This window comes from Prevotella sp. MGM1, assembly GCF_002933775.1.
GTDB lineage: Bacteria > Bacteroidota > Bacteroidia > Bacteroidales > Bacteroidaceae > Prevotella.
The window spans coordinates 77,449-90,283 of the sequence record NZ_BEWV01000204.1; the positions used below are offsets into that span (position 1 = coordinate 77,449).

Here is a 12,835-nt window from a genome sequence, read left to right on the forward strand (position 1 = left end):
CATAAATACACCCTATATAAATAATATATCATAATAAAATGAAGTACTACCATTGATTATGTTGAATAAATAAGAATAACCATATATATGCTCACTTTTGGTAAAACGTGGTAACTATATTGGCAAAAAGTAGAAATAAGAATGGAAAAGAAAGAAATGTTTTGGTAAAACATGGTAACTATCTATTATCCGCTCTCAATTCCTATATTCACCGCACATACAAGCCTACAACACCTCAGATAGCATAATTGGGTGTATTTAGTTTTGGTAAAACGTGGTAACTATTGTACAGGATGACGCTCAACAAACTCTGTGATGGCACGAGAAAGAATATCGCCAATAGAAGTACGCTGCCCGGCAAAGTACTTCATACGATTCAATTTCTCATAGACAGAAAGCGGAATACGTGTCTGCACATTTTTCATCGGCTCCGCGTTCATCTGCTGTGAAAATACACCCACATATTGCTGTGTGGATGAAACCATGGGATTTTCTGGTGCAGAAGTTTCAGTCTCTGTAACAACAGATCCCACCGCATTTACCTGTACCATCATCTCTTCGTGTTCCTTAGCAGCCGGAGAACCAGCAACTATACTTTTCTTCTTGTAAGATTTCATATTTCAGTGATTTTTAATTTTACCATAAAAGATATTCAATCGGATGGAGAAGTCGTTTCAAGCAATTCCGTAATAAAGTCGTCATAGTCGTGTGCAGCGGTACAATCCGGGGCATAAGAGAAAATGTCCTGATGCTGGAATTGGCTCTCCCCTACCTTTACGCACTGGCGTATGCGCGTGTGGAACATTTCTGCCTCATAATTATATCGCAGGAACTCTGTAGTCTCTCGTGTAAGGTTGGTACGCTCATCAGCCATGACGATGAGCAAGCCCCGCATTACCAAATCAGAGTTGAGTTTACGCTGCACATTACGATAAGCCTCTATCATACGACCGATACCATCCACAGAAAGAGAACCAAGCTGCACAGGAATGATAACACCAGATGCTGCACCAAGCGCATTGTATGTAAGTTCGGAAAGTGCCGGAGCACAGTCAATAAGTACATAATCAAAACACTCCTCTATAAGAGAACCGCCCAGGTTTTCCGCTCCGAGATACAACGCATCCATATATGAGATGTCGTTGCCAAAGAGCGAAGCCAGAACAAGTTTAGATTGCATTTGGCGATGTAAATCTGGATCGATGTCCGCAAGAGAAGTAGATGCAGGACTATAGAAAAGTCCATTGTCGCTCTTATATACTGGAAGATGATTTTTATCACCATCTCTAAGTGCGTCAGCTACAGTGGAGATGATAGACATCTGTTTTATTTTTTCCCTCCATCCGAGCAGAGATGAAAGATTGCCCTGTGGATCGAGGTCGATGCACAGAATACGAAGAGACGGGTCACGACGAAGCAGGCCGGCCGCTACGTTCTGCACAGTAGTGGTCTTTGCTACCCCACCCTTATTATTGGCAAAAGCCAAAACTTCTTTGAGTCTATTCATAATGATATAATTTATATGTTACAAAATTAACGGTTTTAATCGGATTTACAAAACATTCATGTATTTATTTCTTCATTTATTCATAAATTCATTGATTTATGTATGTATGAAATTCTGATTTCAAAAAATACCCGGACACTTTTGATGCCAGGGCACACTTTTTCTCAAAATTATTTAGCTGTTGATACAGTCGTGGTATCAGTGCCCCAAGTGAAGTCTGCATCAATGGAGAACTGTGCAGATATGGGAGCAAGAGGAATTGCGCGTACAGGTTTGATGGAGTAACTTGTTTTCTCGCCTGCCACGGTAGTGCCACCCGTGTTGGAATCAGACCATGTGAAGGTGTAATACTTTTCAGTTCCGTATTCCGTAGAGCCTACCTTGCGATAATCTTCAGGACGATCGTAGCAAAGACAGCGGGCACCGCTCCAATAGTCAGTATGGAGGACATAACGACGCATGGCAGCAGCCTCAATGCGTGTAGGCATACGGTAAGGTTTGATTTGGTTGCCATACTTTACGATAGGGTCTGGAGTAGTTGAAAGCACCACACCTGTTATTTCCATCTTTCAGAAATTGGTGATTTTTTACAGGTTCTATAACGTAGGATTATTTACCATAGTTTTCCGGCGCTATGCCATCGGAAGCCAGGGATGCCGTAGTATGCTTGATGAGTTTGACAATCTCATGGTTGTTTTTGTCGAACACCGGGGCCTTAGAGTACAGCAGATCAGGCCGGCGGGACGGGTCGATGAAGGTGTGTCCAAGGCCCTGCTTTCGTGTCATCATTGGACGAATTTCCGGATCGTAGTCTTCCTTCCATTCCTGCAATGGCTGCTCATCGGATGAACGAGAGCCGCGCGGCCGGCGGTCGTGCCTGTCCCATACGTTCTGCGCCCAGAGAGCCATGTAATTGAGCGTCCCGAAGATTCCCTTATCACCTTCCCATGCAATGTCGGACTCGTCGATGCTGTCCAGACATCCAATCAGTTCAAGGTAGGCATTCATGCCAGGTACCTTCACAACCAGACGCGGTTCATCAAATTCCTCGTCATATACCCTACCCTGCTGCTCGATATACTCGCGCACGGATGTGCCCAGGCGGTACGCCTCTTTGATGTTGTCAAACGCCTGCGCACGCTGCGCAAGGTATGCCATACGGTTCTCGTTCTCACGATCCGTAATCTCGCGAAACTTCATATTATAACCATCCTTGCCGGGTTTCGGCTCGAAATTGGTCTTAAACGCATGGATTTTGCAGACGATGTGCGGGGCGAAAGTACTGATGATACATTGCCCCAGATCATTGCGGGCCTGGACGGTAGTTGCGATGAACGGTCCATGAAACTGCATACCCGTGTTGAAAGCCAAACTGCGGGGAGAAAGTTCCCCATCCCAGAAAGGGAGAGCTTGAAGTTTTTTTTCTGTACTCATAGATTTATGTATGTATGATTTAATGAATTGATGAATTTATGAAAGAATTGTTGAAAACAGGAATGCCAAAAGCCGCAAGAGCCAGTGAAATGGGGAGCAAGAAAAAGATTAAAACGACGGAAAAGAATAGTGTAGCCAATTTTGCAACCATTCCTGTCTGTTCAGGTTCTTCTTCATCATCTTCTTCTGTTGGAACAGTGGTAGATGTTGCAGGAGACATATTTTCTTCCACTGCCGGTTTCAATTGAGCAGATTCTGATGGAACCATATTGGGGATGATATGCAAGGTTACTTCCTCCTCAAATTCATCTGTAGTCTCCGACTCAGGATCAGGAATAAGTGCAACACAAGGATTGTTTTGGTGATTTTCTGCATTATCTATAACGCGGAACACTTTTGGTGTAATATCATTAGAAAGTCCCACTTCAATGATGGAGCCCTCTTCGATGCCAAGTTTTTCGGCCGTGGCTTCAGAATAAAGTGAAGCGCGGGAAACTTCACGTCCCATGATGGTGACGGAGTTGAAATATGCCACAGGTGTACGACGGCCTGTCTTTCCCACTGTAATTTCGATACGTGTGCAGGTAGTGATAACCGTCTCCGGAGAAAACTTATAAGCGATGTTGCCATGCGGATGATGAGCGGTTGAACCGAGAGAGTCAGCAAGGTTTTTATCATCCACTTTGATAACAAGTCCATCAATAGGATAGGGCAGAGAGTTCCTGTTTTCCCGATCATCAAATAGCGAAATATACTCGATAATTCCATCAATATATGAAGCATCAAAGCAAGAGGGGCACTCAACATTGAAGCCAAGGGAATGTACTGCAAACATCATCGACTCGAAGTGCGATCCGTTGGCAGAGAAGCAAGGAGCGTTCACTTTCCATGGAACGAAAGCGAGCAGAGCACAGTCAGGAGTCGCTACTTCCATATTGCACAATGAACTTGCAGCTGTACGACAATCGGTATAAAGACGGCTTATTTTATTGAGATTGGCTTTTGGGCAAACAATTTCCCCATATATTTCTATTCTACCCAGCTTCAATCCTATCAGGGCAGGAAGCTGCTGAGGGATTCCGGAGATAAGGCCGGCATGGGCTGTGATGTCCTGACCCTGCAAACCATTGCCACGAGTAGAAGCACTGATGAGTTGTCCATCCTGATATACCAAAGAGCAACTTATGCCATCATATTTGTATTCGATGGAAACTTGAAAATTGTCATGTCCTATCTTACTGATTGTATTATTCAGCCAAGTAAGAACAGCATCACGTGTTTTTGCCTTTTGGCAAGAACGCATGGGGGTGCGGTGTGCAATAGTGCGTCGGCCGTTGTCGGAGAGGTCAGAGCCTACTTTCTGAGTAGGAGAATCCGGCAATGTCCATTCCGGGTGCTGTTGCTCACATTGCTCTATCTGAGAAATGAAAACATCAAAAGCTGCGTCCGTAATGGAAGGGTTCGATAGAACGTAATAATCGTAAGAGGCTTTGTTCGCCTGATTGACTAAGGAAATATATTCTTGCTGTGTCATTGTTTTATGATTTCATTGTCAATTTCAAACAGATACTTATATTTTTCCATATATTTAACTTGTTAGTGTGATCTATGGATTTAATTTCGGTGATTATTGATTAGTATATAACGGAACAATCCAATGCAATATCGTATGTCCAGACATCTTCATAGTAATGGGATGCCTTGAGATCGATGAGTTCGTAGGCGTTCCAATCGTCGCATGGGACCAGAAAAAACTTACCATCCGTATTTTCGTTCGTAACTTGATCTTTGAGAGACTGCATACGTGACATGAAGTCTGAGTAATCATCCTCATAATCTTCCTCATCAGTCTCAGACATAACCATATCAATTGTCTCTACGAACTCGCTGGAATCAGTATATATGGAATAATTGCCATCATTCTCATAGACATCCATCATGTCATAATTATTATAAACGGCGCCTTGGCTCTCATAGAAATGCCACCCATCACGACGACGAAGAGAAACCACCTCTACACCATACAATTCTGTAATTTTTGCTGCCTGCTCATAAGAATAAAAGCCAACAACAGCACCATGCAAATTGCGTGGATAGCCATTGATGCCGCTGGTAATCTCTACGGAGGTAAGGTCATCATGATCTTCTACTATCATATCACGCAGCTCATAGGAATTTACATACATAAATGGATCTATCATCACCTGTATGCGGAAAGGATTCATGCCAGTTTCTGACAGTTCGTAAAAGTCAAGTGACTTATCAAAGTAATCAGAATCCTTCCAGTCCTCACAAAGTTCTTCATGGTCATCGACATCAAGACTCTTCACGCGAGCAAAGTGAAGCAAGTGTTTTCTCAATTCCATGTCCTCGTCAGATGGTCTCCAAAAACCAAATCCAGAGCCACCATTACCGGTTGAAACGTATGCCACACAGTCACCACGTCGAAGAGTATTGATGATTGCATTGACTACCTTGTACTGTTCATCTGAATGTCTTGTATTCATAATTAAATGTTTTATGCCTCTCAAAGGCGGTTAATACTTTTATATTCTTGTTTCTGATGCAAAGGTATTGCTTTTTCTTTAATCATCAAAACAAAAAGAGAAATAATTTCGCTTTTTGTTGAAAATAATCTGATTTATGGTTGTTTGCTCGTTTTTATAGCCCAAAAGTCGGCTGCTGCCTGCATACAATCACATATTGCTCGGTCGATAGATTTGTAATTATCCTGAGTAATGTGCAGTTGGTGTCCATCCTTAGTGCCTCCAGCCTGTATGATGCAGAAGTCCGTGCGGCCTTTTGCGGTTACAATATACTCTCCACGCTGGTGCAAGGCTTTCATCACTGTGTCATACTGGTCAGGAAGGGTAGGAACTACCTGACAGCGGATAAAAGGGAACTCGTTGGCAGAGAGTAGAGGGAAACGGTGTCCGTATTCCCCTGTCACTTCTGTTATTTCAAAAGTAAATTTCATCATAATATGAATTTATGATTACGTGAATATATGAATTACGCTGCCAGTTCGTACAAGTCGGAAACAGTCAGTCCATTCTGTACAGCCCAGAAAATCATACTCATGGCCTCGTTCTTAGAATATATGGTAATGCTATTATCTACCTTACTGTTTAACCAATCACAACCTCGCCACACACGTCCTTGCTTTTCGTATAAGTTGTGGTAAAGTTCATCCACCCTGTAGTCATTGTTATATAATTCCTGATACTTCATCCCATCGACCTCTCCAACATACTCATCAAGTACATTTTTGTCAGAGCACGCAGAGGAGTTCTCGTACAGCCAGTCTGCCGTTTCATTCATAAATTCATCCTGTAAGTCTATGGCATCCTCATTGAGCAGGCAGAGCGTGAGGTATGCACCTATGCACCGCTGTTCATCGCCGAATGCTTCTATCTCGTCAAAGTTCTGTGGCATAAATGACCAAAAACCATCATGGTCGTGATAATGTTCGTGAATGTAGTCGGAGAATTTTTGTTCCTGGCGAAATTTTGACAACCACTCGTGCATTTTTGTACGCCATTCCTCTGCCATATAGACCGTGAAATACATGCAGTCATTTTCAAAATTGTAGTACTTTGGAGAATGTATCGTTTCCACCTGAATGCTATCAAGACCATATTTTTTGAGAATTGGGACCACGTGCTCATCAATAAAATCACATGCGCGGTCGATAATTTCCAGTTCCCATTTATCGCGATCCACGGTGAAATAAGAGAATGGGTGCTCATCATCCGCGTAGCATTCCGACATGCTTTCCTCGTAATCGGAAGGGGATAATCGTGTGCCATACATCCCCACGAATACACATGGGAATAGATTGGAACTGATGGAAAAACTCTCGATGTGATTGTTGTTTGTTTGCATTTTCTTTTGATTTGTGAGCCATTTGCGGCTCGGTGAAACATCTTTGTTATTGAATATGTGCAAAGGTAACATCTTTATTTCAATTCTACAAGAAAATAAAGAAAAACATTCTTGTTTTCTTGAAATTATTGATGTTTTCTTATGCTTTCGGCCAATTCCGGACATCTCCGGCACAGATTTTCGATAATAACCTCAATAGAAGTCACTTCCTCGACGACGTTGCCAAAACCATTCATGTCTCCGATGGATCCGGGTTGATAATCTCCTGTCGTCTCGCCGCTATCAATATAGACCGCTCCATCCGGTCCAGGTGTAAAGACGAGCGATGCTATAGTCTCATTATTTTCGTTGATGGCGAAAACAGGACATTCCGCTCTAAGCCCGAAACAAGCCATGCCTCTTTCCTTGGTCATCTCGTAGAAGTTCAGACCGGTACGCTTATCCACTTCCCGCAGGATAGGAAGCACAAGGGCATCGGTCCAATGAAGCGTGACGGATCTATATGACTTAGAGGATAGTTTGTGGTACTCACCCATCTTTTTCGCGGATAACTTCTGGTATCTCAATGAAGCTGCATGGGCTTTTTCGGCTTCTTTCTTGATGCTTTCCTCTACTTTCTTTTGCTCGGCATAGGCGTTCAAATAAGCCTCCTTAATGCTCTGTATCGTATTGCTCATATTTGTATTCCTTTCTCGTCATAAATACTTATCACATTGTGATTTTGAATGTAAAAACTATAATTCAATTTTTTCTTCAGTGAGTACAAAAAATCACTAATATATCCTCTGTACTTGGAAAGATTTTCTTTTGTGGGCTTTTCCAACTCGGAAGATAGATCCACATCGAGTTCCAAGGTTACGTAAAAACATTTTCTTGCCATAAATGTATGTATGATTTAATGAGTTTATGAATTTATGAAAAGTCAGAGTTCACCAAGAGAATTAAGCGTGGCTTCTATATAAGAATAATTCGTACTCCATGAGCATGTAGAAGCACGACTCATCAGTTCAAGCAAAATGTCATCAACAACAACCTCTTTTTTCTCATCTTTAGTCTTACAATCGCCAAAATCATATCCCATGCCGACTGCATCGTTTAGATGACTTTTGGCTCTCTCACGGATAAGTTCCCGTGAATTTATCCTCAAAGTGTCGATGTCTGTAAATATGCCCATAAGGACTAAACTACCAGTTGATAACCATTGGTCGCCCTCATACAGCAGATATACTTTTTTTTGTTCCATATCTTAATGAATTTATGAATGTATGAAATAATGATTTTATGAAATTATGAATTATCGCCACCACTTTCGCAAAAATGCTATATCTTTCTTTGTAAGTTTCATATCACTAAAAAATCATTTGTTATTAAATAAATTCAGTTCGTAATTAGAGGGTTAGTATAGCACTAAGACATCTCGATGCCTATCTTCGCAGGGCTTGACACATAACTCAACAATCTCTTCATAGCGGTAGAAAGGCATTTGTCCTGTTTCGTCCAGAGTTGGATATGTCACCTCCATTTCCTGGTCAAACTTTGATAATTCTTGTATCAATTCTTTGATAGTCATAAGTATTCTTGTTATTAGTTAATAATGTCTTCTTTAATCAGTGATTTCGCCCCCCCCATATAACGTGGGGGATTCTGGCTTATCTTCTTTGATAACTACCTCATGCCCGGCATCCTCAAGGCATCGGACATAGTGCCCTATCTGGTCGGCCGCCAGAGGCAGGAGAACAAAAAGATAAGGATAGTCTTCTGCATCCTCTGTAAACACACGCGGAGCGATAGCCGGGAAATGATTAAGCACTACTGAAGCTATTTGGGCATCCCGTCCGTAAAGTTCGTAATACTCGCCCATTAGGAAAAAAAATATGGTGGAATGATTCGCCTTTTTCAGTTCGTGGAATCGCTTGTAATTTCGGCCGTAATGCTCGCGTGCCATATCCAGCGTGTAGCCATACTTGGCAGCGATGGCAGCGTCTTCCTCGGTGATTTTCTGTGATTTCGCAGACACGCTATAACGGGGTGCATCCTGTACTGTTTCCGTTGCTTCCGACACCTCGGCCGGGGTTGGAGAGGGTGCAACCTCTCCCGTGTCCGTGTCTGCCTCCTGCTGCTCACCCTGACCAAACCATGCACGCACGGTGGCGATGGCGTAAGGCTCCGTAGCCTGCCACTGCTTCGCCTCCTTGTTCCAGATGCAGCCATGCGCCTTGATCTCGCGCTTATGGAAATACGTATCTTTCCAATCGGCACCCACTACGGCCACACCGCCTTCCGGTAGTTCTACCAGTGACAAACCGGGCGCGGGGGCTGCGTTGCTCTCTGTTGCCTCGTTTTCTTTGCTCTGGCGGCTTTTCTTGCCGCGTGTGGTGGTCGGGTTGGGCGTGGGTGCTTCGGGCTTCTTATAGTAACTTGTATGAACAAAAACACGGTGTGCAATCTCACCCGTATATACACGGCTGTAGTCTCCGTGGGGAAATACCGTACACACGGAAAGTCCAAAGGCCTCAGACACGGCGCGTACTTCCGCATCCGTATAGTCGTGCGGCTTCTCATAGTTGCCGTCCTTGCCTTCGTCGGCGGCGGGTGCTGCTGCGTAAATGGTAGCAATGAGTTCGGCGCGTTTCTCGTCGCTCATCGTGCGGTTAGTCTCGATGGAGTTTGAAGTACCAATAAACTTGTCGGCAAAGTCCGTGTGCTCTTCCCTGACGGTATATGCCATGTCCTGCATACCGTCGAAGGAGTCGTGGAATGTTACAAACAGGTTCAAATCGGTGGCGGCGTCAAATTCTTCTTTGGTCGGTCCATCCTGCCAGCTTACCACATAGTCTTTACCCCATCCGTCGTACTTCTTTACTGAGAATTTAACACCGGGGAAGGCCGCCTGAGCCATCGCCAATATATTGCGTTTGCGGGCGTTGTTGCGCTTCGTCTCGGCACTCCTGAGTGCTTTTGCTTCGCGAGAGTTCCGGCGGTGGCGATAGTCTAATTTTTCGTAGGATCTATAACAAGAGGCCACGGCGTCATCGTAGGGCTTAATCGGATCCATGATGCCCTCCCATTTCTGGCAGCGTGCGCGGTAGTCTGCCAGACGGTCGGCGGCTTCCTGTTCCTTCTGGCGCTCCTCCTCGGCCTTCTGTTCAGCAAACAGGCGGCGGAACTCTGCAACCTCGGAGGCCATAACCTCCTCCCATGTCAGGGGACTATAATAGTAGCGCACATAGTCGTAACCCTCAGCGTCTGCCAGATACCAGCGGCCGGACTTATCCACGACGGCGGCGGCGATGGTATAAAATGTGGATAACTCCTCCTTTGTCGGGTTGAACTCGCAGAAGTCGTCACCGACATCCTCGGAACGGCATCCGCCATGCAGCGCGTAGTCAGCAACCAGGCGGTCGCAGTCCTCGGGAGATGTGGGCAGCTCATCAACGCGGATCACCTTCTCAATACAGCACAGGCGGGGGAGGTCTTCGCGTTCCTCGTCCTTGAACTTAACAAGGTACTTTAATTCATCCCTGTAGCCTCCGTCACCCTTAAAATAGGTGGACACAGCCCACACGAATTGTCCTTCACGTATAGGGGCGGGGCAGCCGGCGCCCTTGTGCTCGTCGGCTTCCAGTTCGTGCGCATGGAACTGGCTACGCTCGTATGCTTCGGCCTTTTCATGGATAGCCTTGCGGGCCTCACTTTCGGCGGCAAGTACAGTTTTTTCACCAAAGGTTTTAAGGAATGCCGGACGGCTCAGTGGAGCCATGACGCCGGCCCATCCACATATACCTTCATATTGTTCGTTTTCCGTGTGATATGCAGCGGAAAGTATAGGATTAGACAATACTTCGGCCAAACGGGCCACTATCTGCTCAAATGATACTGAATTTTTCATAACTCGATATTGTTTTATGATTTTTGAAAATCGGTGAATTTTTGGATATGCTATAAAAGGGATTATTTTACGTTTTGACGACGAACAGACGGGAAGTCGCAACTGGAGAAAGATGCGGGTAGGGCGTATGTGTCGTATAAGTCACAACCATGCACAAAATGAAAGCAATCATCATGCCGTAACTCATACACGGCGATACCTGCAGAACGTCGGAATATCTTTACCGTGGCAGACATGCTATAGGCGTTAGAAATCATTTTATTAGAGGTTCCCCACCATTCTTTAGCAATTAAGCTCCATAGGTGGCCAGAAATGGCGATAAAGTAGGCATAACATCGGCGACCGCCTTTTTCCTCAATAGCAACATACTTTTTTTCTTCCATAATAATATGATGTTTTATTGTTTTTGGAGATTGGAATATACACTTTGCGGGTATTTTTTTAAGCTCATCGCGTTTAACAGCCGTTCAGCCGTTTTCTCACGTCCCGAAATTACATTACCCGATATGTTGTAATGACATTTCATGTATAACCTATAAGCCCTCTGGTTGTACTCTGTATTGCTCATTCGTTCGTTATATAACAATACAAGCGATAATGCCCTATTATAAAGCCGATGGTTCCCAAAGGCCCTGTATATACGGTTTATCTGAACAGATAAATCTTTTTTACTTTTCATACTCGTTACTTTTCAGTCAATAGGGGCGAAAAAGAAAATTTCCAGGATAAAAACCACACCCATGAAGACAAGGGCTAAATTAGTGGCCTTCTCGTGCCGTTCCATCCATTCGGCGGCAGCATAGGAAACGCGGAGCTGCAGGCGGTAGATACGCGGAAGCGTGGTGAAGTGGTAACGGCACCAGCGTGCAGCGTTACGACAAGACTGGATAAAACGGGCCAGAAGTACAACGACAACAGCAGTAAAGGACATAAGGGTCTTTTTTGTGAGGGCTGCAAGGTTTACATCGGCAACCGAGTCTATAAATGACAAGGAAGAACTTTGATTTACTTTTGCTTTCATTGTTTTATGATTTTTGAAAATCGGTGAATAATTAGAGGAAATATAACGGGGATAGCCGGAACCATCCCCGGTCAGTATTAGCAACATGCGGCCTTTAGGCATCCGCGTTCGGTGTCCAAATTCTCGTAAATGGCTTCGCCGTTGCTAAATGTGCCAATACACGCCAAGAGGTTTTCGCTGCATTGCTCGAAAACGTCTTCACACTCTTCCACGAGGTTGCGGAATGTTTCATAAATTCGTTTGATGATGTTTTTTGCCTGTATCTTACACATGCCCCGATTCTCCAGCCACTCATCCTTTATAACGTCCTCAGCAGTCAAAGCATAACGGCCTGTGAGTTCGTACTCATCATAGATAGAGTCAAGTTCCACAGAGGCGGACCAATCAAAATTAGCACCGGAATAATAACCGGATGTTGCACCCGCTTGCACCTTCACGTATGCAGTTATACCGGCTATTTCCACGGCCTTCACACGTTCGGCAAAATAATGGGTGTTATAGGAGCGGTCCCCATCGTTTTCGTCTATCTCGCCCCATCCCAGGCGCAGCAAAGCGGCTTTGCAAGACTCGATGGAAAAATCAAAATCATCTTGTGTGCGGCACTCATCATATTCACCCAACCATTCTTGGGGGTAGTTGTTGGCGTCTATAGTCTCCTGATCGTAATACTTGTTAAACCCAAAAGCAAAAATCTTGCTTGCGTTTGCGGTTGCAAAATTCGGTGTACTCATATTTTTTTGTTTTATGCCTCACTGGAGGCGGTTATTTATTTTTGTTGATGCAAAGGTACGGACTTTATTTGATACCGCCAAACATTTTGAGAAAAAAATTCGCGTTTTCTTGAAAATAATTTCTTTTTGTCCGTTTTTAAAATTTGAAAGGGCATTTTTAGAAACATAAAACAGTGAAAATTCACATGTTCTATAATGAAGGTATATGTATAGGCACACGCTCTCGCCTGCTGGACATGTAGCCACATGGCGGGTATTCTTCCGGACATGGATCACCCACGGCGGGCACTCTTCCAGACATGCAGCACCACGGCGGGCACACCCTGCCGGACATGCAGCACCACCGGGCACACCTTGCCGGACATGCA

Annotated in this window: 15 protein-coding genes; all 15 read right to left on the reverse strand. The window is 44.3% G+C overall.

The genetic code is table 11. The features are described from left to right. Window positions 1–281 precede the first annotated feature (281 nt). Complete coding sequence (locus MoGM_RS09225) at window positions 282–617, reverse strand: hypothetical protein (RefSeq protein ID WP_104369791.1); 336 nt, start codon at window positions 615–617, stop codon at window positions 282–284. 35 nt (window positions 618–652) lie between these two features. Then, window positions 653–1,507, reverse strand: coding sequence for a ParA family protein (locus MoGM_RS09230; protein WP_104369792.1), 855 nt, complete (start codon window positions 1,505–1,507; stop codon window positions 653–655). A 170-nt stretch (window positions 1,508–1,677) separates the two neighbouring features. Then, on the reverse strand, window positions 1,678–2,073 hold the full coding sequence (locus MoGM_RS09235; RefSeq protein WP_104369793.1) for a hypothetical protein: 396 nt from the start codon (window positions 2,071–2,073) through the stop codon (window positions 1,678–1,680). A 43-nt stretch (window positions 2,074–2,116) separates the two neighbouring features. Further along, the gene (locus tag MoGM_RS09240; protein ID WP_104369794.1) at window positions 2,117–2,941 is read right to left on the reverse strand and encodes a hypothetical protein; all 825 of its coding nucleotides are present in this window, start codon (window positions 2,939–2,941) and stop codon (window positions 2,117–2,119) included. Window positions 2,942–2,960: 19 nt separating this feature from the next. After that, window positions 2,961–4,475 (reverse strand): hypothetical protein, encoded by a 1,515-nt coding sequence (locus MoGM_RS09245; protein ID WP_104369795.1) that lies wholly within the window; start codon window positions 4,473–4,475, stop codon window positions 2,961–2,963. Between the two features lie 100 nt (window positions 4,476–4,575). Further along, window positions 4,576–5,448 (reverse strand): hypothetical protein, encoded by an 873-nt coding sequence (locus tag MoGM_RS09250; protein ID WP_104369796.1) that lies wholly within the window; start codon window positions 5,446–5,448, stop codon window positions 4,576–4,578. A 134-nt stretch (window positions 5,449–5,582) separates the two neighbouring features. After that, window positions 5,583–5,921, reverse strand: a complete 339-nt coding sequence (locus tag MoGM_RS09255) for a hypothetical protein (RefSeq protein ID WP_104369797.1) — start codon at window positions 5,919–5,921, stop codon at window positions 5,583–5,585. A gap of 32 nt (window positions 5,922–5,953) precedes the next feature. Next, window positions 5,954–6,826, reverse strand: a complete 873-nt coding sequence (locus MoGM_RS09260; protein ID WP_146078711.1) for a hypothetical protein — start codon at window positions 6,824–6,826, stop codon at window positions 5,954–5,956. Between the two features lie 125 nt (window positions 6,827–6,951). Beyond that, complete coding sequence (locus tag MoGM_RS09265) at window positions 6,952–7,503, reverse strand: hypothetical protein (RefSeq protein ID WP_104369799.1); 552 nt, start codon at window positions 7,501–7,503, stop codon at window positions 6,952–6,954. A 245-nt stretch (window positions 7,504–7,748) separates the two neighbouring features. Next, window positions 7,749–8,000 (reverse strand): hypothetical protein, encoded by a 252-nt coding sequence (locus tag MoGM_RS09275; RefSeq protein WP_146078712.1) that lies wholly within the window; start codon window positions 7,998–8,000, stop codon window positions 7,749–7,751. 429 nt (window positions 8,001–8,429) lie between these two features. Then, a complete protein-coding gene (locus tag MoGM_RS09280; RefSeq protein WP_104369802.1) occupies window positions 8,430–10,715 on the reverse strand; it encodes an LPD29 domain-containing protein in 2,286 nt (761 codons plus the stop codon). 62 nt (window positions 10,716–10,777) lie between these two features. Beyond that, the gene (locus MoGM_RS12810; RefSeq protein ID WP_146078713.1) at window positions 10,778–11,098 is read right to left on the reverse strand and encodes a hypothetical protein; all 321 of its coding nucleotides are present in this window, start codon (window positions 11,096–11,098) and stop codon (window positions 10,778–10,780) included. A gap of 308 nt (window positions 11,099–11,406) precedes the next feature. Beyond that, entirely contained in the window at window positions 11,407–11,736 is a 330-nt protein-coding gene (locus MoGM_RS09285; protein WP_146078714.1) for a hypothetical protein, read from the reverse strand. Window positions 11,737–11,813: 77 nt separating this feature from the next. After that, a complete protein-coding gene (locus MoGM_RS09290; RefSeq protein WP_104369804.1) occupies window positions 11,814–12,467 on the reverse strand; it encodes a hypothetical protein in 654 nt (217 codons plus the stop codon). Window positions 12,468–12,485: 18 nt separating this feature from the next. After that, a partial coding sequence (locus MoGM_RS13375; RefSeq protein ID WP_233210240.1) for a hypothetical protein occupies window positions 12,486–12,835 on the reverse strand: 350 nt, incomplete at its 5' end.